Source organism: Roseomonas gilardii subsp. gilardii, assembly GCF_023078375.1.
Taxonomy (GTDB): Bacteria; Pseudomonadota; Alphaproteobacteria; order Acetobacterales; family Acetobacteraceae; genus Roseomonas; species Roseomonas gilardii.
The window spans coordinates 1,422,766-1,447,599 of sequence record NZ_CP095554.1; the positions used below are offsets into that span (position 1 = coordinate 1,422,766).

Annotated in this window: 26 protein-coding genes; 15 read left to right on the forward strand and 11 right to left on the reverse strand. The window is 71.0% G+C overall.

Translation table 11 applies throughout. The annotated features are described in order from the left end of the window. Positions 1 to 88 precede the first annotated feature (88 nt). The 3 genes from MVG78_RS06440 to MVG78_RS06450 all read left to right on the forward strand — a co-directional run bounded on the left by MVG78_RS06440 (position 89) and on the right by MVG78_RS06450 (position 3,051). The gene (locus MVG78_RS06440) at positions 89 to 925 is read left to right on the forward strand and encodes a molybdopterin-dependent oxidoreductase (protein ID WP_247559206.1); all 837 of its coding nucleotides are present in this window, start codon (positions 89 to 91) and stop codon (positions 923 to 925) included. Beyond that, complete coding sequence (locus MVG78_RS06445; protein ID WP_247560336.1) at positions 901 to 2,418, forward strand: molybdopterin dinucleotide binding domain-containing protein; 1,518 nt, start codon at positions 901 to 903, stop codon at positions 2,416 to 2,418. Before MVG78_RS06440 ends, MVG78_RS06445 begins: the two co-directional genes overlap by 25 nt. Positions 2,419 to 2,589: 171 nt before the next feature. Next, a complete protein-coding gene (locus MVG78_RS06450) occupies positions 2,590 to 3,051 on the forward strand; it encodes a GNAT family N-acetyltransferase (RefSeq protein ID WP_247559208.1) in 462 nt (153 codons plus the stop codon). Positions 3,052 to 3,229: 178 nt separating this feature from the next. Here the strand turns inward: MVG78_RS06450 and MVG78_RS06455 are convergent, their stop codons facing one another. Beyond that, positions 3,230 to 5,254, reverse strand: a complete 2,025-nt coding sequence (locus MVG78_RS06455) for an AI-2E family transporter (RefSeq protein ID WP_247559210.1) — start codon at positions 5,252 to 5,254, stop codon at positions 3,230 to 3,232. Between the two features lie 218 nt (positions 5,255 to 5,472). Between MVG78_RS06455 and accD the strand changes: the two genes are divergently transcribed. Together accD and MVG78_RS06465 are read left to right on the forward strand one after the other, a co-directional pair. Further along, entirely contained in the window at positions 5,473 to 6,456 is a 984-nt protein-coding gene (gene accD / locus MVG78_RS06460) for an acetyl-CoA carboxylase, carboxyltransferase subunit beta (protein WP_247559212.1), read from the forward strand. Between the two features lie 62 nt (positions 6,457 to 6,518). Beyond that, the gene (locus MVG78_RS06465) at positions 6,519 to 7,862 is read left to right on the forward strand and encodes a bifunctional folylpolyglutamate synthase/dihydrofolate synthase (RefSeq protein WP_247560337.1); all 1,344 of its coding nucleotides are present in this window, start codon (positions 6,519 to 6,521) and stop codon (positions 7,860 to 7,862) included. A 13-nt stretch (positions 7,863 to 7,875) separates the two neighbouring features. Here the strand turns inward: MVG78_RS06465 and MVG78_RS06470 are convergent, their stop codons facing one another. Continuing rightward, complete coding sequence (locus tag MVG78_RS06470) at positions 7,876 to 8,139, reverse strand: hypothetical protein (RefSeq protein WP_247559214.1); 264 nt, start codon at positions 8,137 to 8,139, stop codon at positions 7,876 to 7,878. Between the two features lie 36 nt (positions 8,140 to 8,175). After that, the gene (gene trxA, locus MVG78_RS06475; RefSeq protein WP_247559216.1) at positions 8,176 to 8,505 is read right to left on the reverse strand and encodes a thioredoxin TrxA; all 330 of its coding nucleotides are present in this window, start codon (positions 8,503 to 8,505) and stop codon (positions 8,176 to 8,178) included. A gap of 192 nt (positions 8,506 to 8,697) precedes the next feature. Between trxA and MVG78_RS06480 the strand changes: the two genes are divergently transcribed. The 5 genes from MVG78_RS06480 (at position 8,698) to MVG78_RS06500 (ending at position 12,842) form a co-directional block, all read left to right on the forward strand. Beyond that, complete coding sequence (locus MVG78_RS06480) at positions 8,698 to 9,051, forward strand: ArsR/SmtB family transcription factor (RefSeq protein ID WP_247559218.1); 354 nt, start codon at positions 8,698 to 8,700, stop codon at positions 9,049 to 9,051. A 217-nt stretch (positions 9,052 to 9,268) separates the two neighbouring features. After that, positions 9,269 to 10,117, forward strand: coding sequence for a cytochrome c oxidase subunit II (coxB, locus tag MVG78_RS06485; protein ID WP_428480762.1), 849 nt, complete (start codon positions 9,269 to 9,271; stop codon positions 10,115 to 10,117). 17 nt (positions 10,118 to 10,134) lie between these two features. Beyond that, positions 10,135 to 11,733, forward strand: coding sequence for a cytochrome c oxidase subunit I (ctaD, locus tag MVG78_RS06490; RefSeq protein ID WP_247559222.1), 1,599 nt, complete (start codon positions 10,135 to 10,137; stop codon positions 11,731 to 11,733). A 10-nt stretch (positions 11,734 to 11,743) separates the two neighbouring features. Then, the gene (locus MVG78_RS06495; RefSeq protein ID WP_247559224.1) at positions 11,744 to 12,694 is read left to right on the forward strand and encodes a heme o synthase; all 951 of its coding nucleotides are present in this window, start codon (positions 11,744 to 11,746) and stop codon (positions 12,692 to 12,694) included. Beyond that, complete coding sequence (locus tag MVG78_RS06500; protein WP_247559226.1) at positions 12,687 to 12,842, forward strand: cytochrome c oxidase system small membrane protein; 156 nt, start codon at positions 12,687 to 12,689, stop codon at positions 12,840 to 12,842. Before MVG78_RS06495 ends, MVG78_RS06500 begins: the two co-directional genes overlap by 8 nt. A gap of 335 nt (positions 12,843 to 13,177) precedes the next feature. On the opposite strand, the gene MVG78_RS06505 is transcribed toward MVG78_RS06500, so the two are convergent. Further along, a complete protein-coding gene (locus MVG78_RS06505; RefSeq protein ID WP_247559228.1) occupies positions 13,178 to 14,296 on the reverse strand; it encodes an OmpA family protein in 1,119 nt (372 codons plus the stop codon). A gap of 143 nt (positions 14,297 to 14,439) precedes the next feature. Here MVG78_RS06505 and MVG78_RS06510 point away from each other — a divergent pair, with 143 nt between their 5' ends. From MVG78_RS06510 to MVG78_RS06520, 3 genes are all read left to right on the forward strand, one after another. Further along, the gene (locus tag MVG78_RS06510; protein WP_247560338.1) at positions 14,440 to 15,111 is read left to right on the forward strand and encodes a cytochrome c oxidase assembly protein; all 672 of its coding nucleotides are present in this window, start codon (positions 14,440 to 14,442) and stop codon (positions 15,109 to 15,111) included. A gap of 151 nt (positions 15,112 to 15,262) precedes the next feature. Beyond that, the gene (locus MVG78_RS06515; RefSeq protein WP_247559230.1) at positions 15,263 to 16,114 is read left to right on the forward strand and encodes a cytochrome c oxidase subunit 3; all 852 of its coding nucleotides are present in this window, start codon (positions 15,263 to 15,265) and stop codon (positions 16,112 to 16,114) included. A 94-nt stretch (positions 16,115 to 16,208) separates the two neighbouring features. Further along, positions 16,209 to 16,655, forward strand: coding sequence for a pyridoxamine 5'-phosphate oxidase family protein (locus tag MVG78_RS06520; protein WP_247559231.1), 447 nt, complete (start codon positions 16,209 to 16,211; stop codon positions 16,653 to 16,655). 141 nt (positions 16,656 to 16,796) lie between these two features. On the opposite strand, the gene MVG78_RS06525 is transcribed toward MVG78_RS06520, so the two are convergent. Then, a complete protein-coding gene (locus MVG78_RS06525) occupies positions 16,797 to 17,762 on the reverse strand; it encodes a class I SAM-dependent methyltransferase (protein WP_247559233.1) in 966 nt (321 codons plus the stop codon). 164 nt (positions 17,763 to 17,926) lie between these two features. Between MVG78_RS06525 and MVG78_RS06530 the strand changes: the two genes are divergently transcribed. Both MVG78_RS06530 and MVG78_RS06535 read left to right on the forward strand, forming a co-directional pair. Then, entirely contained in the window at positions 17,927 to 18,613 is a 687-nt protein-coding gene (locus MVG78_RS06530; protein ID WP_247559235.1) for an SURF1 family protein, read from the forward strand. A gap of 10 nt (positions 18,614 to 18,623) precedes the next feature. Then, positions 18,624 to 20,120: a carboxypeptidase M32 gene (locus MVG78_RS06535; RefSeq protein WP_247559237.1), complete on the forward strand. Its 1,497-nt coding sequence runs from the start codon at positions 18,624 to 18,626 to the stop codon at positions 20,118 to 20,120. A gap of 195 nt (positions 20,121 to 20,315) precedes the next feature. On the opposite strand, the gene MVG78_RS06540 is transcribed toward MVG78_RS06535, so the two are convergent. The 6 genes from MVG78_RS06540 to MVG78_RS06565 all read right to left on the reverse strand — a co-directional run bounded on the left by MVG78_RS06540 (position 20,316) and on the right by MVG78_RS06565 (position 24,710). Then, positions 20,316 to 21,056: an acid phosphatase gene (locus tag MVG78_RS06540; protein WP_247559239.1), complete on the reverse strand. Its 741-nt coding sequence runs from the start codon at positions 21,054 to 21,056 to the stop codon at positions 20,316 to 20,318. Positions 21,057 to 21,220: 164 nt separating this feature from the next. Further along, positions 21,221 to 21,568 carry an MFS transporter gene (locus MVG78_RS06545; protein WP_247559241.1) on the reverse strand — a complete coding sequence of 116 codons (348 nt, stop codon included), beginning with the start codon at positions 21,566 to 21,568 and terminating at the stop codon, positions 21,221 to 21,223. 49 nt (positions 21,569 to 21,617) lie between these two features. Beyond that, positions 21,618 to 22,607, reverse strand: a complete 990-nt coding sequence (gene lpxK, locus MVG78_RS06550) for a tetraacyldisaccharide 4'-kinase (protein ID WP_247559243.1) — start codon at positions 22,605 to 22,607, stop codon at positions 21,618 to 21,620. A gap of 8 nt (positions 22,608 to 22,615) precedes the next feature. Beyond that, a complete protein-coding gene (locus tag MVG78_RS06555) occupies positions 22,616 to 23,146 on the reverse strand; it encodes a 3-deoxy-D-manno-octulosonic acid transferase (RefSeq protein ID WP_247559245.1) in 531 nt (176 codons plus the stop codon). Then, positions 23,143 to 23,946, reverse strand: coding sequence for a 3-deoxy-D-manno-octulosonic acid transferase (locus MVG78_RS06560; RefSeq protein WP_247559247.1), 804 nt, complete (start codon positions 23,944 to 23,946; stop codon positions 23,143 to 23,145). Before MVG78_RS06560 ends, MVG78_RS06555 begins: the two co-directional genes overlap by 4 nt. Further along, positions 23,943 to 24,710: a lysophospholipid acyltransferase family protein gene (locus MVG78_RS06565; protein WP_247559249.1), complete on the reverse strand. Its 768-nt coding sequence runs from the start codon at positions 24,708 to 24,710 to the stop codon at positions 23,943 to 23,945. The genes MVG78_RS06560 and MVG78_RS06565 overlap by 4 nt, the downstream gene beginning before the upstream one ends. Positions 24,711 to 24,834: the final 124 nt, after the last annotated feature.

The following is a 24,834-nucleotide window of genomic DNA, read 5'->3' on the forward strand; positions in this document are numbered from 1 at the left end:
AGATGAAGCAGCTGTCATCGCGGCCGCGGCAACCGTGCCCGGGCTCCGCCGGTTCTCCTGCCACCGGCTGGGCGCGGAGGGATTCTCCATGGGTGATGATGTCAGGATCGGCCCCTATGACGGACCCTCTGGCGGCTGGGGATCGGCGAAGTCGCTGGGCGAGATCATGCTGCGCGAAAGGGTCACGCCCGGGATCGGCGAGGCGCTGCTGCGGCAGAACAAGGCGGACGGCTTCGCCTGCGTCTCCTGCGCCTGGGCCAAGCCCGCTTCCGCGCATCCCTTCGAGTTCTGCGAGAACGGTGCCAAGGCCACGGCCTGGGAGCTGACCTCGCTCCGCACGCCGCCGGATTTCTTCGCGAAGCACACGGTGTCGGAGCTTCTGGGCTGGTCCGACTTCGCGCTGGAGCAGCAGGGGCGGCTGACGCATCCGATGCGCTATGACGCCGCCAGTGACCGCTATGTGCCGGTAAGCTGGGAGGAGGCCTTCCGCGTCATCGGGGAGGAGCTGCGGGCGCTCGATCCGAAATCGGCGGTCTTCTATGCCTCGGGGCGCGCCTCGCTGGAGACGTCCTACATGTACGCGCTGCTGGCGCGGATGTATGGCTGCAATAACCTGCCCGACAGTTCCAACATGTGCCACGAGACAACCTCGGTGGCGCTGAAGGAGGTGCTGGGATCGCCGGTCGGCACCATCACCCTGGCGGATTTCGGGCATTGCGACGCCATCTTCTCCTTCGGGCAGAATGTCGGCTCCAACGCGCCGCGCATGCTGCACCAGTTGCAGGAGGCGGTGCGGCGCGGCGTGCGGATCGTCACCTTCAACCCCCTGCGCGAGCGCGGCTGGGAGCGGTTCACCAACCCGCAGAACCCGCTGGAGATGGGTACGGGGGCGAGACGCGGATCAGCGAGCAGTACCACCAGGTGAAGGCGGGCGGCGACATGGCCGCGCTGATGGGCCTGTGCAAATGGCTGATCGAGGCGGATGACCGGGCGCGGGAGACGGGCGGCGCGCCGGTGCTGGACCATGATTTCATCCGCGAGCACACCACGGGCTTCGAGGCTTTCGCGAAGGCCGCGCGCGAGACGGGGTGGGAGCGGATCACCGCGGAATCCGGCCTGACGCGTGTGGCGCTGGAAGCGGCGGCGGAGCTCTACAGCCAGTCGAAAGCCTGCATGTTCATCTATGGCATGGGGCTGACGCAGCAGGTGCTGGGGGAGCAGAGCCTGCACATGCTGGTGAACCTCATGCTCCTGCGCGGCAATATCGGGCGGCAGGGTGCCGGGATCTCGCCGGTTCGGGGGCATTCCAACGTGCAGGGGCAGCGCACGGTCGGGATCTCGGAGAAGCCGGAGCTGGTGCCGCTGGATCGCCTCGCGGAGCAGTACGGCTTCGAGCCGCCGCGCGGGAAGGGGCTGAACACGGTGGAGGCCTGCGAAGGCATCCTCAGGGGCGAGGTGAGGGCCTTCATCGGCCTGGGCGGCAATTTCGTGCGCGCCATCCCGGACCGTGACCGGATGGAGCCCGCCTGGCGGAAGATGCGGCTGACGGTGCAGATCGCGACGAAGCTGAACCGCTCGCATCTGGTGAACGGCGAGGTCGCGCTGCTGCTGCCCTGCAAGGGGCGCATCGAGCGGGACAGCCAGGCGACGGGCGACCAGGTGGTGTCGATGGAGGACAGCACCGCCACCATCCATGCCTCCTTCGGCAGGCGCGAGCCGGCGAGCGCGGACCTGCTGTCCGAGCCCACGATCGTGGCCGGCATCGCCAAGGCGGTGCTGCCGCCGAACCCGAAGTTGGACTGGGATTCCTGGCTGGCCGATTACAGCCGCATCCGCGATGCGATCGAGCACACCTATCCGGAGGAATTCCGGGGCTTCAACGACCGGATGGCGGTCCCCGGCGGCTTCCACCGCCCGGTCCCGGCGCGCGACCGGGTGTGGAAGACCAGGAGCGGCAAGGCGGAGTTCCGCGTGCCGGAGAAGCTGACGGCCACGGGCTTCGAGGACCGGCCGGAGCAGTACCGGCTGATCACGCTGCGGTCCAACGACCAGTTCAACACCACGGTCTATGGTTATCACGACCGTTTCCGCGGTGTGAAAGGCACGCGGATGGTGGTGTTCATGAACCCCGGAGACATCGCAGCGGCGGGGCTGTCCGATGGTGACGAGGTGACGCTGGCGACGGTCTATGATGACGGCGTGCGGCGGGAATTCGGTGGGCTGCGCGTCACCGGCTTCGACATCCCGCGCGGCTGCCTCGCGGCCTATTACCCGGAATGCAACACGCTGATCCCCGTTTCCCACCACGCGAAGGAAAGCAAGACGCCGGCGGCGAAGGCGGTGCCGGTGAGGATCGCCGCGCGCGTGCCGCATCATTCCGGGCGCAGCGTGCCGGCGGAGGGCCTGCCGCCGGGATGATCGCTGGTGCTGGAAGGCGTGCTTCTGGCCCGGGGGGAAGGCGCTGCCTTCGCTCCCGTCCCTCCCATCCGCTTTCCGGGAGCGCCGCCCTTCCGTCTGCTTCCGTGGATCGGCCCGCAGGCCCCCGGGTCGCCGCTTCCCATCCCCGCCCGCGATGGGCAGGATCGCGGCATGTCCGGTTCCAGTCCCGCTGCGCGCCTCGCCCGGCCTGGGGAGGCGCCGCGTCTCGCTGCCCTGGTGGAGCGTGCCTATGCCCATTACGTCCCGGTGATCGGGCGGCGGCCGGCGCCGATGGATGACGACTATGCCGCCCGCGTCGCGGCGGGGCAGGCGCATGTCCTGGAACGGGACGGGCGCGTCCTGGGCCTCGTGGTGATCGAGGAACGGCCCGGCCATCTCTGGCTCGACAACATCGCCGTGGAGCCGGAGGCCCGGGGACAGGGCTTCGGCACCGTCCTGCTCGACTTCGTGGAGGCGGAGGCGCGGCGGCGTGGCTTCCGCGAATTGCGGCTGCTGACGCATGAGAGGATGGAGGCGAACCTCGCCCTCTACCGCCATCGCGGCTTCGCCGAGACCGAACGGCGCGAGGAGCAGGGGTTCCGGCGCGTGTTCCTGCGCAAGATGCTGGGCTGAGGCGGGGCAGGGTGCCGGATTCCCTTCACGGCCTCGTGGCTGGTCCCCTGGTCGGCTCCCTGCTCGGCTCCCTGCTCGGCTCCCTGCTCGGCTCCCTGCTCGGCTCCCTGCTCGGCTCCCTGCTCGGCTCCCTGCTCGGCTCCCTGGGCCACCGGCACCATGCCGGACGGATGCCCCATCAGGGCCTCGCGGCCTGGGTTTCCCGCCTGTCTTCCATGTTTCCGGTCAACGGGGCGGTGGCGGCGGGCTGGGCCGCCCGTTGGGCCGCCTGCGACAGGGCCTCCACCGCCTCCTGCAGATTCCGCACGATCCGCACCGTGCCGTCGCCGAGGCCCTCTGGCGGGAGGGCATCGCGCAGGGCCTGTTCCTGCTCCACCCCGGCCTCTCCCCAGAGCCCGACCAGCAACGGCGCCGAGGGGAAGTCCCGGCGCAGCCGCAGCGCGGCGTAGCGCAGGCTGGCGCCGCTGGTGCCGCCGGCCACCACCGAAAGGCAGAGGGCCCGCACCGTGCCGCCGGGCGAGGCCGTGACCGGTTCGGGCTTCCGCAGGGCGGCGTTGGGCACCATGCCGGCGCCGAAGCCGCGTTGCCGCAGGGTCTGGAGCAGCATGCAGGCGGCCTGGCCGTCGAAGCGCCCGCGCCCGGGGATGCAGAGCACGCTGTCGGGGGCGGTCCATTCCTCCGGCACGGCGGCCATGGAGGCGGTGGGGGCGGGCGCGGGGCTGGCGGGTGCTTCCGGGTCCCTGTCCTTCGGGCCGGTCTCCCTGGCCGGAGCCACGGGTCCGTCCATGAGAGGGGGCTCGTCCTCCTCCAGGGCATCCTCGTGGTCCGCCAGGTCCTCCAGCAGCGCGTCCACCTTGCCGCGCACCCATTCGATGCGCCGGCGGCTGAGCGCGCCGCGCCCGGCATCGGCCTGCGCCAGCGCCAGGCCGGGCAGCGCCACCTCGTCGTAATAGGCGCGCAGCGAGCCGTTCCCCAGGCGCAGTTCGGCCTGTTCGACCAGCCCGTCCGCATCCCCCGCCAGGGCACGCTGGTAGAAGGCCTCGGGCGGGGCCAGGGCCTCCCGGTCCCCCAGCAGGACGTCGAGGAATTCGAGCTGCTTTACATGGCGGCCGAGCACCACGAGGCAGAGCGTCAGCGGCATCGCCATCAGCAGGCCGAGCGGGCCCCAGAGCCAGGTCCAGAAGGCCGTGGCCAGCAGCACCGCGATCGGGGTGAGGCCGGTGCTGTGGCCATAGACCAGGGGCTCCACCGCCTGGGCCTGCAGCGCCTCGGCCACGCCGAAGAGTGCCACGGTCCAGAGCAGGGTGCCCCAGCCCGGGTCCACCGCCATGGCCAGCAGGGCGGGGAAGGCGACGGCGATGATGACCCCGACGAAGGGGACGAAGCGCATCAGCCCCGCCACCACGCCCCAGAGCGCCGGGTTGGGGATGCCGATGGCCCAGAGGCCCAGGCCGATGACGGTGCCGAAGCAGGCGTTCAGCATCACCTGGGCCAGGAAGAAGCGGCTGAGCCGTGTCGTCGCCTCGTCCAGCGCGGCGGTGGTGCGTTGCAGGTCGCCGGAGCCGACCAGCTTGATGACGCGGTCGCGCATGTCCTCCCGGTACAGCAGCAGGAAGACCACGAAGACCGCGACGATGCCGGTGGTGGCGACCGGGCCGACCAGGGGGGAGATCACGCGCTGGATCAGCTCCAGCGTCCCCGGTTCCGGCGTGTGGACCTCCACCGGCAGGGGGCGGACGGGGGTTCCCGCGCCGGCGGGGGTGGGGGCGGCCGGGGCGGCGGCGCGGGGCGCGACATTCTCGCCCAGCCGCTGGAGCAGGCCGGAGAGGCGTTCCAGGATGCCGCCGCTGGACAGGTGCCCGACCTTGTCCATCACCGCGGCCTGATAGCGGGGCAGGTCGGCGGCGAGCTCGGCCATCTGCCGCCCCACCATCACGCCGATGCCGGACAGCAGGGCGAAGGCCAGGAAGGCGGTCAGCAGCACGGCGGGGATGCGCGGCACCCGCCAGTGCCGCAGGCCCCGCACCACCGGCGCCAGGACGAAGGCCAGCAGTGTCGCCAGCACCAGCGGCACCAGCAGTTCCCGCGTGATATAGAGGATGCCGACCACCGCCATGATGGCATAGAGCGTGCCGATGCCCCCGCCGGGGAGGCCGGCGGCGCGGATGCGGGCGCGGGCACCGGAGCTTTCGGGAAGGCGCATGCTGCTCCGTTTCGGCCGGGCAACGGGTGCGGGCGGCCCCGGCCTGTCACGGCGCGCCCGGCCTTCCGCCAACGCCAGGGGGTGGAGGGGGTTTTCGCTTTCTGCGACGTTTCTCCGGTGGTGAGTTCCGGGGCCAAGGGGGGGCAGACCCGCCGCACTCGCCTCTTGCGCATGGGGCTGGGAGATGCCTACTCCGGCCCCGCGCGGAGGAGTGAGCGATGAACTGGATTTCCGACTGGGCTCTGCCGAAGATCCAGACCCTGTTCGGCAGCAAGCGGGATGTGCCGGAGAATCTCTGGCACAAATGCCCGTCCTGCGAGCAGATGATCTTCCACCGCGATCTGGAGCGCGGGCTGCATGTCTGCCCGCATTGCGGCCATCATCTGCGCATCGGCGCGCTGCGGCGGCTGGACTACACGCTGGATGCGGGATGGCAGCGCATCGAGCTGCCCAAGGCGCCGCTGGACCCGCTGCGCTTCCGTGACCAGCGCCGCTATGTGGACCGGCTGAAGGAGGCCCAGGCCAAGACCGGGCTGGACGAGGCCGTGGTGGTCGCGCATGGCACGATCGAGGGCAAGGCGGCGGTGGTCGCGGCCTTCGACTTCAACTTCCTCGCTGGCTCGATGAGCGCCGGGGTGGGCGAGGCGCTGGTGGCCGCCGCGCGGCTCGCCGTGCTGCAGGATGCGCCGCTGATCGTCTTCAGCGCCTCCGGCGGGGCGCGGATGCAGGAGGGCGCGATCAGCCTGATGCAGATGCCGCGTACCATCATCGCCTCCCGCATGGTGAAGGAGGCCGGGCTGCCCTTCATCACCGTGCTGTGCGACCCGACCACGGGCGGCGTCACCGCTTCCTTCGCCATGCTGGGCGACATCCAGATCGCCGAGCCCAAGGCGCTGATCGGCTTCGCCGGGGCGAGGGTGATCGAGCAGACGGTGCGCGAGAAGCTGCCCGAGGGTTTCCAGCGGGCGGAATACCTGCTGGAGCACGGCATCCTCGACATGGTGGTCAGGCGCACCGAGATGAAGGTGACGCTGGCCCGGCTGATCGGATTGCTGCGCGAGCGCCTGCCACCTGGGCTGGAGGAGGCGGGGGTGGACCTGCCGATGCCGCCGCCGCCCGACATCGCCGCGCCGAAGCCGCAGGCCCGGCCCGTGGCGGTGGCCCGCACGGTGCCGGCCGAGAATCCGGCGAACGGCGACTGAGGCCACCGCCCATGCCCGCTTCCGTGCCCTCCTCCCCCGCGACGCCTTCCATGGCGCCCTCCATGGCATCGGGGCAGCTCGACCCTTCGCTGCGCCTGCCCACGGGCCTGGAGCCGGGACGGGCGGAGCGGATCGTGGACCGGCTGCACGCGCTGCATCCCAAGCTGATGGACCTCAGCACCGGGCGGATCGAGCGCTGCCTGGCGGCGCTGGGCCATCCGGAGCGGCACCTGCCGCCGGTGATCCATGTGGCGGGCACCAACGGCAAGGGCAGCACCTGTGCCTTCGCCCGCGCCATCGCCGAGGCGGCGGGCCAGCGGGTGCATGCCTATACCTCGCCGCATCTGGTGCGCTTCCACGAGCGCATCCGGCTGGCGGGGCGGCTGGTGGAGGAGGAGGTTCTGGCCGCCGCGCTGGAGGAGGTGGAGCGGGCCAATGCCGGGGAGGGGATCAGCGTCTTCGAGATCACCACGGCGACCGCCTTCCTGCTCTTCGCCCGGGTGCCGGCGGACCTGCTGGTGCTGGAGGTCGGGCTCGGCGGGCGTTTCGACGCGACCAATGTGGTGCCGCGCCCGGCGGCCTGCGCCGTGGCCTCGGTCTCGATGGACCATGTGGAATTCCTGGGGAACAGCCTGGCCGGGATCGCGGCGGAGAAGGCGGGCATCGCCCGGCCCGGCGTGCCGCTGGTGACGGGCTTCCAGGCGCCCGAGGCGATGGCGGCGATCGAGCGTGTCGCCGCCGAGGCCGGGGCGGTGCTGCTGCGCCGGGGGCGGGACTGGGAGATCGGACCGGAGGGGGAGGGGCTGCTCTACCGCGACGGGGCCGGGGTGCTGCGCCTGCCGCGGCCCGGGCTGCCGGGGCCGCACCAGATCGACAATGCCGGGCTCGCCCTGGCGGCGCTGCGGGCCTGGAACCCGGACTGGCTGAGCGAATCCGCCGCCGCCGGAGGCTTCCGGGAGGCGCGCTGGCCCGCGCGGCTGCAGCGCCTCGACACGGGGCATCTGGCGGAGAAGCTGCCGCCGGGCTGGGAGCTCTGGCTGGATGGCGGCCACAATGCCGGGGCCGGGGAGGTGCTGGCGGAGCACCTGGGCGCCTGGGGCGACCGGCCGGCGCATCTGCTGGTCGGGATCAAGAAGTCCAAGGCGGCGGAGGATTTCCTGCGGCCGCTGCTGCCGCGGGCCGCCTCGGTCTGGGCGGTGGCGGAGCCGGGGCAGCATCTGGCGATGACGCCGGAGGAGATCGTGGCCGCCAGCGGCGGCGTGGCCCGCATCGGCCCCCGGGTGGAGGATGCGCTGGAGGCCCTGCTGCGCGAGGCCGACCCCCGGGAAGCCGCCCGGGTGCTGATCTGCGGCAGCCTCTATCTGGCGGGCGAGATCCTGAAAGCGAACGGCACGCCGCCGGCCTGATGGGCCGGCGGCTTCAACAGCCTGTGATGCGGCCGGAGCCGATGCAGTCGCCGTAGTTCACGATCCGCATCAGGATGGGGAAGACCCACCAGGCGGCGAGGATGGTCGCGACCACCCCCAGCAGCACGCCCATGCCCAGATAGTCCGGCCCGTGCCGCCTTGGTGGGCCGGCGCCCCTGGCGGGCGGTGGCGTGGCCGAAGGGGGAGAGGCCGGAAGGGGAGAAGACGCAGGGGGAGCGGGCGAGGGGACCGCCGGGGTTCCAGGCGTCTCGCTCATGCCGCTCCCGTCCCGCCTGTCCTGTCCCGTCTGGGCTCAGGCCAGGTTGCTGTCCAGCCATTCGCGCAGCTTGCTGCGCGGCTGCGCCCCGACCAGCGTGCCCACCGGCTTGCCGTCGCGGAACAGGATCATGGTGGGGATGCCACGCACCGCGTAGTCGTTCGGGGAGCCCGGATTCTCGTCGATGTTCACCTTGGCCACGGTGAGCTTGTCGGCATAGTCCCGCGCCACCTCGTCGAGAATCGGGGCCACCTGCCGGCAGGGGCCACACCATTCGGCCCAGAAATCCACCAGCACGGGGCCCGGCGCCTGCAGCACGTCGGCCTGGAAGGTCTCGTCGCTCACAGCCTTGGTCAGCTCGCTCATGGCCGCCATCATCTCCAGTTGCTGGCGGAAAAGGTCGTGGCGCCAGCGCCCCGGGTCAAGGCCGCCCGGGCGGTGGCATGGGCGACGCGGCCGCATGGGTGCTCCCCGGTGCGCTCCCCGGGGTACTCCCTGGGCGGCCCGCGTGCCGGCCGGTGCTTGCGCGAAAGCCCGGCGCGGACGAAGCTGCGCGCCATGCGACAATTTCGTGGACGGATCGGCGAGGACCAGGTGGTGGAGCTCGCCGAGACCTTCCGGCTGATGAGCGACCCCACGCGTCTGAGGATCATCCTCTCCTGCCTCGATTCGGCGGTCGCGGTGGGGGATATCGCGGATCGCCTGGGGATCTCCGGCAGCCTCGTGTCCCACCACCTGCGGCTGCTGCGCGCGGCGCGGCTGCTGCAGGCCGAGCGGCGGGGGCGGCAGGTCTTCTATGCCGTGGGGGATGAGCATGTGCGCTCGATGCTCACCGACATGACGGACCATGTGAGCGAGGAGGTGGAGACCGAGGTGGAGGGGGAGCCGTCGGGGCCCGATCTGCCCGGCTGAGGCCACCGCACCTTGTCACTCCCGCTGGCGCGTGATTTACCCAAGGTTCAAGGACCGGGCACCGGTCCGGAAACAAAAGCGCGGCACCGCCCCCCATGGCGGCAGCGGCGCAAGGGACCGGAACGGCGGCCGGCATAAATAACCGGCAATGGGATCATCGGGGCGGGGCATGCGGCGGACAATCGCGACGGCACTGGCCGGAGGGTTCACGGGGGCTGTGTTGGCCCCCTTCGTGACCTCCGGGGCCACGGCATGGGCACAGGGGACGGATGCCCAGGCAACCGGGGCGCCGACTCCCTGGGGCCTCGGCCTCCAGGCCGCCGCGGGGCCGGTGAAGGAAGCGATCCACGACTTCAACACGCTGGTGCTGTGGATCATCATCGTCATCACCGCCTTCGTGGCGGGGCTGCTGGGCTGGGTGGCGTACCGCTATCGCGCCTCGGTCAATCCGACGCCGTCGCGCACCAGCCACCACACGGTGCTGGAGATCGCCTGGACGGTGATCCCGGTGGTGATCCTGCTGGTGATCGCCATCCCCTCCTTCCGCCTGATCTATTACGAGGACCGGGCGGTGGACCCCGACATCACCATCGGCGTGCAGGGGCGGCAGTGGTACTGGCACTACAGCTATCCGGACAACGGCAACTTCGCCTTCGACAGCTATCCCATCGCCCAGGCGGACCTGAAGCCCGGCCAGTTGCGCAACCTCGCGGTGGACAATCCGCTGGTGGTGCCGGTGGGCGCCAAGGTGCGGGTCCTGGCCACCGGGCACGACGTGATCCATTCCTTCTTCGTGCCGTCGCTGGGGGTGCAGAAATACACCATCCCCGGCCGGGCCATGGAGACCTGGTTCGAGGCCGACCGGGAGGGCACCTTCTATGGCCAGTGCAACCAGATCTGCGGCACCAACCACTGGTTCATGCCGATCGCCGTGCGCGTGGTGCCCCGGGCGGAGTTCGATGCCTGGGTGGAACAGGCCAAGACGAAGTTCGCCCAGGGCCAGGGCCCCGGCTGGCCTGACGAGATGAAGACCGAAGTCGCGGAGGTCCGCCCCCAGGGGCGGTAAGGACGGGAAAAGAAGCCATGGCCACCGTCACGGACGCCCATACCCATCACGACGACCATCACGACCACAAGCCTGGCTTCGTGTCGCGGTGGTTCTTCAGCACCAACCACAAGGATATCGGCACCCTCTATATCGGCTTCGCCCTGGTCTCGGCGCTGGTCGGCATCGGGCTGTCGATGATCATGCGGCTGGAGCTGCTGGAGCCCGGGCTGCAGTTCTTCGCCGATGGGCAGAGCTGGAACATCGCCGTCACCGCCCATGGCGTGCTGATGGTGTTCTATGTGGTCATGCCCGCGCTGATCGGCGGCTTTGGCAACTGGTTCGTGCCGATCATGATCGGCGCGCCGGACATGGCCTTCCCGCGGCTGAACAACATCTCCTTCTGGCTGCTGGTGCCGGCGCTGGCGCTGACGGTCGCCAGCCTCTTCGTCGGCGGTGCCGGCACGGGCTGGACACTGTACCCGCCGCTCTCCGACATCCAGTACCAGCCCAGCATGGGCGTGGACATGGCGCTGTTCGGCCTGCACCTGGCCGGCGCCTCCTCGATCCTGGGGGCGGCCAACTTCATCACCACCATCTTCAACATGCGCGCCCCGGGCATGACGCTGCACAAGATGCCGCTGTTCGTCTGGTCGATGCTGGTGACGGCCTTCCTGCTGCTGCTTTCGGTGCCCGTGCTGGGTGGCGCGATCACCATGCTGATCACCGACCGGAACTTCGGCACCTCCTTCTTCAAGCCGGAGGGTGGCGGCGACCCGGTGCTGTTCCAGCACCTGTTCTGGTTCTTCGGGCACCCCGAGGTCTACATCATGATCCTGCCGGCCTTCGGGATCGTGTCGCACGTCCTGTCCACCTTCAGCCGCAAGCCGATCTTCGGCTATCTCGGCATGGCCTATGCCATGGTGGCGATCGGGGTGGTGGGCTTCGTGGTCTGGGCGCACCACATGTTCACCTCCGGCATCTCGGTGGACACGCGGGCCTATTTCATGGCGGCCACGATGATCATCGCGGTGCCGACCGGCATCAAGATCTTCTCCTGGATCGCCACGATGTGGGGCGGTTCCATCGAGTTCAAGACGCCGATGCTCTTTGCCATTGGCTTCGTCTTTCTCTTCACGGTCGGCGGCGTGTCCGGCGTGAAGCTTTCCAATGCCTCGGTGGATGTGATCCTGCACAACACCTATTATGTGGTGGCGCATTTCCATTATGTTCTTTCGCTGGGCGCCGTCTTTGGGATCTATGCCGGGTTCTATTACTGGATCGGCAAGATGAGTGGCTACCAGTACCCGGAATTCTGGGGGAAGGTGCATTTCTGGATGACCTTCATCGGGGTGAACCTGACCTTCTTCCCGATGCACTTCCTGGGCGCCCAGGGCATGCCGCGCCGCTATCCGGATTATCCGGATGCCTTCTGGGGCTGGAACGCGGTGGCCTCGGTCGGCGCCTTCATCTCCGGCGCCTCGATGCTGCTATTCTTCTATGTGATCTACCTGACCTTCGCGCGGAAGGAGAAGGCGGCGGCCAATCCCTGGGGTGAGGGGGCCACGACTTTGGAATGGCAGGTCAGCAGCCCGCCCCCCTTCCATACCTTCGACGAACTGCCGAGGATCCGCTAAAGAGCCCGGCATGAGCCAGAGCGCCATCGGCGAGAAGGGGGCTGCGGCCCCCTTCGACGCATCCACACCCGATTTTTCCGAGATCCGCGACTGGTTCGCCCTGCTCAAGCCGCGGGTGATGACCCTGGTCGTCTTTACCGGCTTCATCGGGATGCTGGTGGCGCCCGGCTCCATCAACCTGCTGCTGGGTTCGGTCGCGGTGCTGTGCATCGCCGTCGCGGCCGGGGCGGCGGGGGCCATCAACATGTGGTACGACCGCGACATCGACGCGGTGATGCGCCGCACGGCCAACCGGCCCATCCCCGCCGGGCGTGTCCGGGCGGAGGCTGCGCTGGCCTTCGGCGTGGTGCTGGCCATCGCCTCGGTCGCGGTGATGGGGCTGGCCACCAACTGGATGGCCGCCGGCTGGCTCGCCGGATCGATCCTCTTCTATGTCTTCGTCTACACCATGTGGCTGAAGCGCCGGACGCCGCAGAACATCGTCATCGGCGGCGCCGCCGGGGCCTTTCCCCCGGTGATCGGCTGGGCCGCGGTGACCGGCTCGGTGGATCTGCTGCCGCTGCTGCTCTTCGCCATCGTCTTCGCCTGGACGCCGCCGCATTTCTGGTCGCTCTCCCTCTGGGCGCATGGCGACTACCAGCGCGCCGGGGTGCCGATGCTGCCGGTGGTGGCGGGGGCGAAGGAGACGCGGCGCCAGATCATGCTCTACACGCTGGTGCTCTTCCCGCTGGCGGTGGCACCTTGGCCGCTGGGCCTCGCCGGGCCGATCTATGGCGTGGCGGCGGTGCTGCTGGGGCTGGGCTTCGCCTGGTGCGCCTGGAAGGTGCTGCGCGACGAACAGGACCCGCAGGGGCGCAGCCTGACCAAGGATGCCCCGGCCAAGCGCTGCTTCCGCTTCTCCCTGCTGCACCTCGCCCTGCTCTTCGCCGCCCTGGCGGCCGACCGGCTGATCCTTGGCTGAGTTCGAACCCGTCCGCATGACGCCGGAGGAGAAGGCGGATTTCCACCGCCGCCGCCGGGCACGGAACTGGGCCCTCCTGGCGGCTCTGCTGGGGCTGGTGGTGCTGTTCTATCTGATCGCCATCGTCCGGATGTCGCAGACCTCGTGACACCGGCCAGGAGGAAAGACGCTGCCTTTCCCCCCGGACCCCCCTATCCGCCAGGAACCTGAGGTTCCTGGACCTCCCATTCGTTGGTGCTTCCCGCGGCCGGCAATCGCCGGAGAGCCATGCTCTCCGGCGATTGCCGGCGCCGCCAGCGCGGGGGAGGATTCTTTCTTTTCGGGGGCCAGCTGATCCACCTGCTCCCAGAGATCGGGCGTCAGGCTGACGCTCACCACCAGCGCCAACGAAAGCCTGGGGTCCGGGGACCGGCTTCGGTCCCCCATCCTGGTCATGGGCGGAGAGGGTATGGGAGGGGCGGCGCCTCTCCCACGGGGCCGGTGCTACCCGCTCACCCGGTACTCGATGCGGCGGTTGCGGAAGCGGCCTTCCTCGGTCGCGTTGTCCGCGACGGGCTGGTCGCTGCCATAGCCCTTGGCCACCAACTGATCCGCCGGAGCGCCATCGGCCACCAGGGCGGCGCGCACGGCCTCGGCCCGGCGCTGGGAGAGGGTGCGGTTGATCTCCGGATCGCCGGTGTTGTCCGTGTGGCCGCTGACCTCGATCACCGTGCCGGGCGGCAACTGCCGCAGGCGGGTGGCGGCCTCGCGGATCAGGGGCAGGCTGTCCGGCGGGATCTCGGCGCCGGCGGTGGGGAAGTTCACGATGGACAGGTTCAGCGCCCGGACCAGCATGGCGGGGCTGAAGCCGCTCGGCAGGGTGGACAGGGCGCGCATGGTTTCCGCCGTCGCGTCCTCGATCCGCAGCCCGGTCGCATCCGGCAGGGGAGCGATTCGGAGGCTGTCCGGCAGTTGCGTGCGCAGGGTGGCGATGAGCTGGTCGCGCTCGGCATCGGGCAGGCTGCCGCCGATGCGGAGCTGGCCGGGCTGGAACAGCGCCCGCAGGCCGGGCAGGCCCAGGGTGGGCAGGCGCAAGGCGGAAAGGGTCTGGCCGAACCAGTCCATCCAGGGCGTGGGCCCGGCATTGGGGTCGATCACCAGATCGGTGCGGACCGCCGCGGTGCCAAAGGCGGCGTTCAGGGCCTCGGTCACGCGCCGGAGGGTGGCCTCGTCGGGCAGGCGGCCGGTGGCCCGCCAGACCGTGCCGTCATAGTCCAGGAACAGCCGGGCCAGCGGGGAGGCCGGCAGAGCCAGGGCGGGAGCCTGTGCCGTGGCGGGGGCCGCGCCGGAGGTGGTGGGGGCCGGGGTGGCGGGAGCTGGCACCGGGGCGGATGGCGCGGGTGCCGGGGTGACGATGGGCGGGATCATCGCGGCGACGGGTGGGGCGGCGGGCGGATGCGCGGGCTGGGCGGCGACCGGGACGGCCGCCTCGTGCTGCGCCGGGCCGCGGCTCATGAGCCAGGCGCCGAGCAGGCCGAAGAACAGGATCGCCGCCGCGGCGGGCCAGCCGGTCCGGTCGGCGCTGTCCTCGCCGGTCCTGATGCTGGGATGATCGGCCACCATGTCGCACCCTTTCCGATGGGGGGGCCATCCTGGGTCGGCCGCCGGGCCGGGACAATTCCGGGGGGCCTGTCCGGCCGGACAAATCTGCGGGACGAATCCGTGCCATCCATCCTCCGGCGCGGAAAAGGCATGTCTTGAGCCGGGTGGGCCGCAGGCGCTACTGCTTCGGGGGTGATGCCGAGCGATCGCGACTCCTCCCCCGCCCCGCAGCGGACCTCGCCCGCCGCAACCGCCGCCTTGGCCTCGCGGCGCTGGGCGCGGCGGTGGCCATGGTCGGCGTCTCCTTCGCCGCGGTGCCGCTCTATACGCTGTTCTGCCAGGTCACCGGCTATAACGGCACGCCGCGGATCGGCGGGCCGGCGGCCCCTGGAGCACCGCAGGGGGAGCGCGGCATCACCGTGCGCTTCGACGCCCAGACCCATCCCGGCCTGCCCTGGCGCTTCGGGGCCGTGCAGCGGAGCATGGCGCTGAAGCCCGGAGAGCAGGGGCTGGCCTTCTACGAGGCCGAGAACAGGGCCGCGACTCCGGTGGAGGGGATCGCCCTCTACAACGTCACGCCGGAGGTGATGGGGCCCTATTTCCACAAGACGGCCTGTTTCTGCTTCGACGCTCAGACGCTCCAGCCCGGGCAGAAGGTGGAGATGCCGGTCACCTTCTGGGTCGATCCGGCGATGCTCCAGGACCCGAACACCCGCGACATCCGCACGGTCACGCTCAGCTACACCTTCTTCCGCACGCTGGAGGATGCGCAGCGCGCCGGGGCGCTGGCCCATGCCGGGCCGCATGTGGGCAAGGCGGCCTCCGCCACGCCGTGACGGGGCGCCGCCTTCCGCCGGGCACCGTGCCCTGGCCTCTCCCGACTTGATCGGGGGCGGATTTCGCGGGATTGATGGCGTAACCAAAAGCTGCGGCGCCCGGCCGTGGTGAATCCGAACGGGATGCGTAATGGCCAGCACGGAAACGACCATGGGGACCCTCGGCACCGACATTCCTGACGCCCCGCCGCTCCACAAGCATCCCTATCACCTCGTCGAACCCTCGCCCTGGCCGATGATCGCCGCGCTGGCGGCGGGAACCATGCTGCTGGGGATCGTCCTCTTCGCGCACAGCAACATCCACTGGGTGCTGGGCGTCGGCATCCTGGGCGTGCTGGGCAGCATGGCCGGCTGGTGGCGCGACGTGATCCGCGAATCGCGCACCCCGGGCGTCTATACGCCGATCGTGCAGATCGGCCTGCGCTATGGCATGGCGCTGTTCATCGCCTCCGAGGTGATGTTCTTCGTGGCCTTCTTCTGGGCCTATTTCCACTTCGCGCTGTTCCCGGAGCATGTGTCCGGCGCCGCCGCGCCGGCCGTCTGGCCGCCGCATGGGGTGCATACCTTCGACCCCTTCGGCCTGCCCTTCCTGAACACCATGATCCTGCTGCTGTCCGGCACCACGGTGACCTGGGCGCATCATGCGATGCTGGAGGGCGACCGGAAGTCGGTCCTGCGGGGGCTGGGGATCACCGTGCTGCTGGGCCTCAGCTTCTCCTTCTTCCAGTTCTGGGAGTATGGCGAGGCGCCCTTCGCCTTCGTGGATGGCGGCATCTATCCCTCGGTCTTCTTCCTGGCGACCGGCTTCCACGGCTTCCACGTCATCGTGGGCACCATCTTCCTGGCGGTCTGCTGGTTCCGCGCCTATGCGGGGCAGTTCACGCCGAAGCGGCATTTCGGCTTCGAGGCCGCCGCCTGGTACTGGCATTTCGTGGACGTGGTGTGGCTCTTCCTCTTCGTCTTCATCTACTGGTGGGGGGCCGGCGAGATCGCCGCCCACTGACCGTGCGGGCGCGCCGCGCCCCCGTTGGCACCGGGGCGCGGCAAACAAGGGCATCGGCGCGCGTTCATTCCCGGTGAATTGCGGGAGGACGACGATGACCCGGACGACCAGCGGGATGAGCCTGTCCGATCTGTCCAGGCTCATGAGCAAGATCGACTACTGCATGTTCTCGACCCATGCCGGGAACGGCCACATCGCCAGCCGGCCGATGAGCAACAACGGCGATGTCGAGTACAAGGGCGATTCCTGGTTCTTCGCCCTGGAGAGCACCCATACCGTCGAGGAGATCGGGCGCGACCCGAAGGTGGCGCTCTCCTTCACCGGCAGCCAGGGGCTGCTGGGGCAGAGGCCGCTCTTCATCGCCGTGGAGGGCGAGGCGGAACTGATCCGGGACAAGGGGGCCTTCCAGGAGCACTGGAACAAGGAACTGGACCGGTGGTTCGAGCAGGGCGTGGACACGCCCGGCCTGACGCTGATCCAGGTCCATGCGAGCCGGATCACCTATTGGGACGGCATGGAGGAGGGCGAGGTTTCGGTCTGATCCGGATATGCGGCCGATCAGAGTGGCGGCTGGCCGGGGCGGCGCGTGAGCCAGTGTGCCATCCGGCGCAGGGGCCGGGTGGCGCGCCATGTGGTGGAATCCAGGATCGAGCGGAGCAGGGCCTCGTTTTCGCCTTCCAGGTTAGCGGGGGGGGGGGAGGGCGGATGTGCCGGGCCGTTCGGTCTCCGGGGGTGTTCCGGCCTCGCCGGTCATCGGGGTCAGGACGTAGAGGCTGGCCCGGCCGCAATCGGGGAAGGGGTGGAAGGCAGCCTGCCATCCGGCGCGCCGGGCGGCCTCCATCAGGAAGCCGTGCGAGAAGCCCAGTTCCATCCAGCCGAAGCGGCGCATGCAGAAGACCGAGAGGGCATCGAGGCGCGGACCCCAGGCATAGGGGATATCGGGACGGGGAGCCTCGACCACAGGCTCACCGCAGAGCAGCAGCCGCCCGCCCGGCTTGATCCGGTCGTGGAGGCGCCGCAACAGGGCCTGGAAATCGACCGAGTGGTGGAAGGCTTCGTAGAACACCACGGCGTCGAAGCGCTCCGTTCCGAAGCCTTGGCCGAAGCGGGCCTGCTCCACCTCGACGGGCAGGTCCATTTCCGCGGCCTGCCGCCGGATCACCTCGACGGCGACCGTGTCGATATCGACCCCGCAGGCGCGGTAGCCCATCCGGGCCAGCATCAGCAGCAACTGGCCGCTGCCCGGGCCGTATTCCAGCACGGAGCCACCCGGCTGAAGGCCGAGGTGCCGGAGGATGTGCCCCCAGGCGTAAAGGTGCTCGCCCGTCATGGCCGCGTCCCGGAAGCTCCAGGGCACCAGCCCGGTCCAGATCGCTTCCGGGATGGTGTAGGAGGGGGCTTCGTCGCGCTCGGGGTGATAGCCGCCCGCGCTGCCCTCATCCGGACGCGAGCGCAGGGTCAGATACAGGTCGAGGACACCCTGGCGATAGTCGTTCGAGAAGGGATCGAGTTCGTTGAGGCGTGCCGCATCGGGCATGTCGAGCACGCATTTCGTCAGACGGACGTATTCGGCGGCATCGGGAACGCCCCCGCCGATCCTGTCCAGCACCGCGTCGAACTCCGCCGGTGAAACCCGCACCTGGACCATCGGACATCCCCCACAAGATTTCCCGAGTAGTCTGCCTCATGACGGAAGCGATGGAAAAGACCGCCGGAACGGCCTGGCCGCTGGCGGCGCCGCGCGATCCGCGATGGCTGGACGTGGCGTGGCGGAGAGGGCAGGAACCTTCCGGCCCGAACTGAAGCGCCTCGATGACCCGTCTTCGCCGCCTGCTGCTTCCCTTCCTCTGCGTCCTGCCGGTTCTCGTGGCGCTGGTGGCGCTCGGGAACTGGCAGGTCCGGCGCCTGCACTGGAAGACCGACCTCCTGGCCCGCATCGACGCCGCCGAGGCGGGGCCGCCCCGGGCGCTGCGCGATCCGCCGGAGGCGCTTTCCAAGGTGGTCGCCACCGGACGTTTCCTGAACGACCGCGAGGCGATGGTCGGGCTGGAGGTGCGGGATGCCGTGCTGGGCGCCTTCCTGGTCACGCCGCTGGAACGGGCGGATGGCCCGCCCGTGCTGGTCAACCGGGGCTGGGTGCCGCTGGAGCGCAAGGCGCCGGTCAGCCATCCGGAGGGGGTGGTGAGCGTCACCGGCTGGGTCCGCCCCGCCGATGGGCACAATGTTTTCGCCGCCAGTGACGATCCCGCCGGGCGGCGCTTCTATACCTTCGATCCGGCGGTGATCGGCCCGGCCCTGGGGCTGGCGCAGGTGGCGCCCTATGCGCTGGTGGCCCTGGCCGCGGGCCCCGAGGCGTCCGCGTTGCCCCGGCCGGCCCGCGCCATGCCGCGGCCGGACAACCCGCATCTCGGCTATGCCATCACCTGGTACGGCACCGCCCTGGCGCTGGTCGGCGTCTTCGCCGTCTTTGCCTGGCGCCGCCTGAAGGACCCCGCCTGAAGGATTTCGCATGACGAACGACCCCTATCTCCGCCTGAAGTCCCGCTTCAACCGCATCGGCGCGCTGGGCGAGGCGAGTGCCATGCTGGGCTGGGACGCTTCCGCGATGATGCCCGAGGGCGGCGGCGCCTCGCGCGGCGAGCAGCTCGCCGTGCTGGCGGGGCTGTCGCACGAGTTGCTGACGGCGCCCGCGGTGGCGGAGGATCTCGCCGCCGCCGAGGCCAGCCCACCGGCGGAGCCCTGGGATGCCGCCAATCTCGCCCTGATGCGGCGGGCCCATACCCGCGCCGCCTGCCTGCCGGGGGATCTGGTGGAGGCGGTCTCGCGCGCCAACAGCGCCTGCGAGAAGGTCTGGCGCAAGGCGCGCGCCGCCTCCGACTTCGCCATGGTGCGGCCGTATCTGGAGGAGGTGGTGCGCCTCCAGCGCGAGGAGGCGGCGGCGCTGTCCGGCGCCACCGGCCTCGCCCCCTATGACGCGCTGATGGACGGGTTCCAGCGCGGCATCGGGGCGGCGGATGTGGAGCCGGTCTTCGCCGCCTACGAGACCTTCCTGAAGGAGGCGCTGCCCGAAGCCGAGGCGGTCCAGGCGCGCCGCCCGGCGCCGGTCGAGCCCGCCGGACCCTTCCCGGTGGAGATCCAGAAGCGGCTCTGCCGCCAGCTTTCCGAGCGGATCGGGCTGGACTTCACCCATGCGCGGCTGGACGAGAGCGCGCATCCCTTCTCGGGCGGCACGCCCGCCGATGCGCGGATCACCACGCGCTATGACGAGGGCAACTTCGCCCAGGCGCTGCTCGGCGTGGCGCATGAGACGGGGCATGCGCTCTATGAGCGCGGGCTGCCGGAGGCCTGGGAGCGGCAGCCGGTGGGCGAGGCCGCCGGCATGGCGGCGCATGAATCGCAGTCCCTGCTGATCGAGGTGCAGGCCTGCCGGTCCGATGCCTTCCTCTCCTGGCTGGGGCCGCAGCTCCATGCCGCCTTCGGCGGGGCGGCGGAGGCTTATGAGGGCGCCAATCTGGGGCGGCTCTGGCGGCGGGTGGCGCGCGGCTTCATCCGCGTCGATGCGGACGAGATGACCTATCCGGCACATGTCATCCTGCGCTTCCGGCTGGAACGGGCGCTGATCGGCGGCGACCTCGCCGTGGCCGACCTGCCGGGGGCCTGGAACGAGGGGTTCCAGGGCCTGCTCGGCCTGACGCCGCCGGACGACCGGCGCGGCTGCCTGCAGGACATCCACTGGTACGATGGCGCCTTCGGCTATTTCCCGTCCTACACGCTCGGCGCCATGGCGGCGGCGCAGATCATGGCGGCCGCCCGCGCCGCCGTGCCGGGGATCGACGCGGCCCTGGCGCGGGGGGATTTCACGCCGCTGCTCGGCTGGCTGCGGCCCAACATCCATGGCAAGGCGGCGAGCCTGGGTTTCCAGGACCTGCTGCGGGAGGCGACCGGCGGGCCACTCGATCCGGCGGCTTTCACCCGCCATCTGCGGGCGCGCTATCTCGGGGATTGAGGCCGGGCGGCGGCTTTTGCCGGCCATTCCTTCCTTGGACATTCCAGGACGCGGCACCTTGCGTCCGGCCCCGGGGAAAGGCCGCTGCCGTCGCCCCCGGGCCAGAGGCGCGGCACCGGCTCAGCGGTGCCGCAGCCGCGAGAGGCTGGGCCTTCCCCGGGGCCGGGCGCGGAGGTGGTCCCGCCGGCGGACCGGTCAGAGGCGCAGGGCGCTCCGCAGCTCCGTTTTGGCTGCCGCGAAATCCGCCTGGAAGGCCGGATCGGCGAAGAGGATCGCCGCCATGGCGGTGCCGGCGCGCTGGCCGGCTTCCAGGTCGCTCGGATAGTGCATGCCGCCGATCACCCGGCTCCAGGCATAGTCCCGCGCCCGTTCCCAGATCTCCGCCCGCTTTTCCGGCAGCATGGCGGCGAGGACGATGGCGCTCATGGTCACCCGGGTGGTGTGGCCGGAGGGCCAGGAACCGCTTTTCGAGGCAGGCACCAGGGCCTTCACGCGCGGGTCGGCCAGATAGGGGCGGACCCGGCCGAAGAAGGGCTTGGCCGCGTCCACCGTGGCGTCCTCCGAGGCGCCGACCCGGTCGAACAGCAGGGCCGCCCTGGGCAGCGCCGCCCGGTCCAGCGAGCCGCCGAGGATGCCGCCGAACATGTCGAACAGGCTTTCCTTCGCATCCGCCACGGCCTGGGCGATTCGCTCGGGGCTGGCCTCCGTCTGGACCGCGACGACCCGGTCCAGCTCGATCCGCTGCACCGCGGCGTCCGGCGGCGGCGGCAGCAGCACAGTCAGGTCGATCTGGCGCGGGGTGACATAGGGGGGCGCCTCCTCGGCCCAGGCCGGCAAGGCGAGGCCCAGCAGCAACGGGGAGGCGAGGAGAAGGGCGCGGCGCGAGGCGGCGGGGCGATGCGGCATGAGTCGGATCGGCGGGTTGTTGCGGCGCATCCGGTGGCGACCCGGCCAGCCTTTTGCAAATGAAACTCCGATGACACGCGGCGCGGTGGGTTTCCGCGCTCAGGATCGCTGGGCGGGGCGGCGCAGCAGCGAAAGCGCGGCGCCAACCGCGCAGAAGCCGATCATCACGCAGAGGGCGACGTGATAGGCGCCGATCAGCGCGCCCGGATCCTGTGGCGGGAAGTGGCGGAGGGGCCGCTGTAGACCGCCTGCTTGCTGTCCATCATCAGCGGGCTGGTGACGATGGACAGAGACGGGGCGGCGCCGGTCACGTGCCCCGTGTTCTGGAGCATGGAGCAGATGCCGTTGGCGATGCCGCGCCGGTTGGCCGCCACGCTGACCATGATGCTGCTGGTGTTGGGCGTCCGGAAGGTGCCGGAGCCGAGGAGGAGGCCGATGCCCAACGGGGCATACGCCCGCAGACCCGTCAGCATCAGCGCCCGCTCGGCCGCCGCCAGGCCCATGCCGGTGGCACAGAGGGTGGGGGAGCCGAAGCGGAGCACCAGCCGCTGTGGATGGCAGATGGGCCGGCGGAGCGGGGGCGGGACCCGCTCAGGCCGGGATCGGCACCCGCTGGGCCAGAGGGTCGATCAGCGCCTCGATGGTGGCGGGTTCCTCCCAGGCGAGGGTGATGTTCAGCACCGTGATCCGGGCGCGGAAAGCCTGCGGCAGGCGGACGAAATCCTTGCGCGTGGTGACGGGGATGGCGCGCAGCCGGTCGGCCTCGGCGAGCAGCTCCCGCAGGTCCCCGGCATCGAAGGGGTAGTGGTCGGCATAGGCGGCGCGGCCGGCGATGACCGCCCCGGCCTCCTGCAGGCTGGCGAAGAACTTCAGCGGGTTGCCGATGCCGCAGAAGGCGAAGACCGGCTGGCCCACCAGCATCCTGGCCTCCGGCCCGGGCACCAGCTTGCCGCGCAGCACCGGCAGTTTCGGCGGCAGTTGCGCCAGCGCGCCGGTGCGGTCCTCGCCGATCAGGATCGCGGCGCGGCAGCGCGCGGCGGCGGTTTCCACGGCTTCGCGCAGCGGCCCGGCGGGGATCACCCGCCCGTTGCCGAAGCCGTAGGAGCCGTCGATGGTCAGCAGCGCCAGGTCCTTCTCCAGCGTCGGGTTCTGCAGCCCGTCATCCATGACGATGGCCTGGGCGCCGCCCTCGATCGCCGCGCGGGCGCCGGCGGCGCGGTCGCCGGAGATCCAGGCCGGGCGTTCCGCCGCCAGCAGCAGGGCCTCGTCGCCGACGTCGTGGCTGTCGTGCTTCGCCGGATCGACCCGCAGCGGCCCCTTCAGCTTGCCGCCATAGCCGCGCGAGAGGAAATGCACGTTGATGCCGCGGTTGGCGAGGCGGCGGCCGAGATCAAGCGCCAGCACCGTCTTGCCGGCGCCGCCGGCGGTGACGTTGCCGCAGCAGATGACCGGCACCGGGGCCTTCCAGCCCGGTTTGGCGACCCGCCTCGCGGTTGCCTGGGCATAGAGCGCGGCCAGGGGGGACAGGAGCAGGGGCAGCACTCCCCCACCGTCCCCGCTCCAGAACTCGGGGGCACGCATCGGTCCGGTCAGGTCCTCTCTTCCTGGCATTCCCGGGGGATTCCCGGGGAGGGCGGCTTGGGCAGCAGTTCCGCGATCGTCCGGGCGACGTCCTCCGCCAGCCCCGATGCCCCTTCCGCGACGCGGGCGGCACCCTGTCGCAGCAGTTCCGCCCGCCGCGTATCGGTTAGCACGGCGTGCGCGGCATCCGCCAGCATGGCCGGATCGGCGGCCGCCGGAGCCGGGGGAAGCTGCACCGCCCCGCCCGCGGCCAGCAGCCGGGCGGTGACGTCGGCGAAGTTGCCCATATGCGGGCCGAGCAGGATCGGGCAGCCGAGCCGCGCCGGTTCCAGCGGATTCTGCCCGCCGCCGGGTGCCAGCAGGGACTTGCCGATCACCGCCACCCCCGCCAGCCGGTAGAAGAGGCCAAGCTCACCCAGCGTGTCGGCGAGGTAGAGGCCGGTCTCCGGCCCCGGCTCGCCGCCCGCGCCGCGGCGGACCGCGCCGGGCAGGAGGGTGGCCAGCTCCGCTCCGCGCTCCGGATGGCGCGGAGCGATCACCGTGAGAAGCCCGGGCAGGCGGGCTGCGAGTCGCTCATGCGCCCGGGCCAGGATCTCCTCCTCCCCGGCATGGGTGCTGGCGGCGAAGAGGACGGGCCGGGCGCCGACCAGCCGGCGCAGGCGGGCCAGTTCCGCCGGATCGGCGGGCAGGGGGAGGCGGCGTATTTCAGGTTGCCGGCGACCCGCACAGCCCCGGCCCCGGCGGCGCGCAGCCGTGCCGCGTCGGCCTCGCTCTGCGCCAGCACCAGGCGGAAGGTGGAGAAGGCTTCCCGCGCCAGGCCCGGCGCCCAGCGCCAGCCGCGTGCCGAGCGTTCCGAGAGGCGGGCATTGACCAGGAGCATCGGAACCCGCGCCCGGCGGGTCGCGGCCAGCAGGTTCGGCCAGACCTCGCTTTCCACGAAGACCCCGGCATCCGGCCGCCAGCCCTGCAGGAAGCGGTCCGCCCAGCCCGGCACGTCCAGCGGCACGAAGCGATGCTGCAGCCGGGGGCGGAGCGTTTCCGGCAGGCGGCGCATCAGCAGCTCCGCCGAGGTGACGGTGCCGGTGGTGACCAGGAAGTGCAGCGCCGGATCGCGCCGGGCCAGCGCCTCGATCAGCGGCAGGATGGAGAGGCTTTCCCCCACGCTGGCGCCGTGCAGCCAGAGCAGCCGGCCCGGTGGCCGCGCCGCGCCGCCGCCCTCGCGCTCCTGCAGGCGGGTGGGGATCTCCTTGTTCCGCCGGGCGCGGCGCCGCAGGTGCAGGCGCCAGAACGGCGCCGTCAGCCGTGCCGTGGCGTCCCAGGCCAGGCTGCCGGGCGTCATCCCGGGTAAGGCCCGCCCCGGGGAGCGCCTTGGGGCGCATCCGCCGTTTGGGTGGGCTGGACCTGGACCTGGGGCAGCGGGCGGCCCGCCGCCCAGGCATCGGCGATGGCGCAGGCCGCGTTCATTCCGGCGGCGATGGCCTGCCGCCCGCCCTCGATATCGTCCCGCGACACGAAGACCGCCGGGAGCACCACCACCACCCCGCGCCCGAAGGGCAGGGGCAGCATCATCCGGTCCCAGGAGCGCAGCATGCGGCGCCGTGTCGTGGCCGCCGCGCAGGGGATGACCGCGGCCCGCGCCGTGGCGCCGAGCTGGGCGACGCCCGGCGCCGCCTCCCGCCGCGGGCCGCGGGGACCGTCGGGGGTGATGGCCGCGAGGTCGCCGCGCGCCAGCAGGCGCAGGATGCTCATCATGCCCGAGGCCCCGCCGCGCGAGGTGGAGCCATGGACGGTGTCGAGCTGGAAGCGGGCGATGATGTCGCCGATGAAGCGGCCGTCCCGGTGGCGGGAGACCAGCACATGGGTCTGGCGCGGGCGCAGCACCGGGAAATGCTCCCGCGCCAGGCGCCAGAGCATGGGCATCATCGGCAGGCGTTCGTGCCAGAAGGAGACCATGAGGGGGCGGCCCGAGGCCACGGCCGCCGCCATGTCGTCCCGGCCCAGGAAGGTCCAGCGCGTGGTCGCGTAGACGAAGGCCAGATAGAGGCCGATCAGGCGCGCCGCCGCCGTGAGCGTCGCAGGGTGCCGCAGCAGGCGCTTGAACATTGTCGCGCGGGGCTAGCATGCCCTGCGGTTCCGGTCACGCGGCTGTCCCGATGAGGCTGGCATGCGCCGGTGCAGAATGTTCCGAAAAGGCAACACACCCGGGGCGCAGAGGGGAGCTGGCGCC

Excerpts from the sequence above, each read along its gene's own strand:
- MVG78_RS06560 (WP_247559247.1), bottom strand. The coding sequence starts at position 23,946 with ATGACGCCCGGCAGCCTGGCCTGGGACGCCACGGCACGGCTGACGGCG.
- MVG78_RS06465 (WP_247560337.1), top strand. The coding sequence starts at position 6,519 with ATGGCATCGGGGCAGCTCGACCCTTCGCTGCGCCTGCCCACGGGCCTG.
- MVG78_RS06455 (WP_247559210.1), bottom strand. The coding sequence starts at position 5,254 with ATGCGCCTTCCCGAAAGCTCCGGTGCCCGCGCCCGCATCCGCGCCGCC.
- MVG78_RS06450 (WP_247559208.1), top strand. The coding sequence starts at position 2,590 with ATGTCCGGTTCCAGTCCCGCTGCGCGCCTCGCCCGGCCTGGGGAGGCG.
- MVG78_RS06515 (WP_247559230.1), top strand. The coding sequence starts at position 15,263 with ATGGGGACCCTCGGCACCGACATTCCTGACGCCCCGCCGCTCCACAAG.
- MVG78_RS06520 (WP_247559231.1), top strand. The coding sequence starts at position 16,209 with ATGACCCGGACGACCAGCGGGATGAGCCTGTCCGATCTGTCCAGGCTC.
- MVG78_RS06525 (WP_247559233.1), bottom strand. The coding sequence starts at position 17,762 with ATGGTCCAGGTGCGGGTTTCACCGGCGGAGTTCGACGCGGTGCTGGAC.
- MVG78_RS06495 (WP_247559224.1), top strand. The coding sequence starts at position 11,744 with ATGAGCCAGAGCGCCATCGGCGAGAAGGGGGCTGCGGCCCCCTTCGAC.
- lpxK (WP_247559243.1), bottom strand. The coding sequence starts at position 22,607 with ATGCGTGCCCCCGAGTTCTGGAGCGGGGACGGTGGGGGAGTGCTGCCC.
- MVG78_RS06540 (WP_247559239.1), bottom strand. The coding sequence starts at position 21,056 with ATGCGCCGCAACAACCCGCCGATCCGACTCATGCCGCATCGCCCCGCC.
- MVG78_RS06440 (WP_247559206.1), top strand. The coding sequence starts at position 89 with ATGGGTGATGATGTCAGGATCGGCCCCTATGACGGACCCTCTGGCGGC.
- MVG78_RS06470 (WP_247559214.1), bottom strand. The coding sequence starts at position 8,139 with ATGAGCGAGACGCCTGGAACCCCGGCGGTCCCCTCGCCCGCTCCCCCT.
- MVG78_RS06530 (WP_247559235.1), top strand. The coding sequence starts at position 17,927 with ATGACCCGTCTTCGCCGCCTGCTGCTTCCCTTCCTCTGCGTCCTGCCG.
- MVG78_RS06565 (WP_247559249.1), bottom strand. The coding sequence starts at position 24,710 with ATGTTCAAGCGCCTGCTGCGGCACCCTGCGACGCTCACGGCGGCGGCG.
- accD (WP_247559212.1), top strand. The coding sequence starts at position 5,473 with ATGAACTGGATTTCCGACTGGGCTCTGCCGAAGATCCAGACCCTGTTC.
- ctaD (WP_247559222.1), top strand. The coding sequence starts at position 10,135 with ATGGCCACCGTCACGGACGCCCATACCCATCACGACGACCATCACGAC.
- MVG78_RS06480 (WP_247559218.1), top strand. The coding sequence starts at position 8,698 with ATGCGACAATTTCGTGGACGGATCGGCGAGGACCAGGTGGTGGAGCTC.
- MVG78_RS06505 (WP_247559228.1), bottom strand. The coding sequence starts at position 14,296 with ATGGTGGCCGATCATCCCAGCATCAGGACCGGCGAGGACAGCGCCGAC.
- trxA (WP_247559216.1), bottom strand. The coding sequence starts at position 8,505 with ATGAGCGAGCTGACCAAGGCTGTGAGCGACGAGACCTTCCAGGCCGAC.
- MVG78_RS06535 (WP_247559237.1), top strand. The coding sequence starts at position 18,624 with ATGACGAACGACCCCTATCTCCGCCTGAAGTCCCGCTTCAACCGCATC.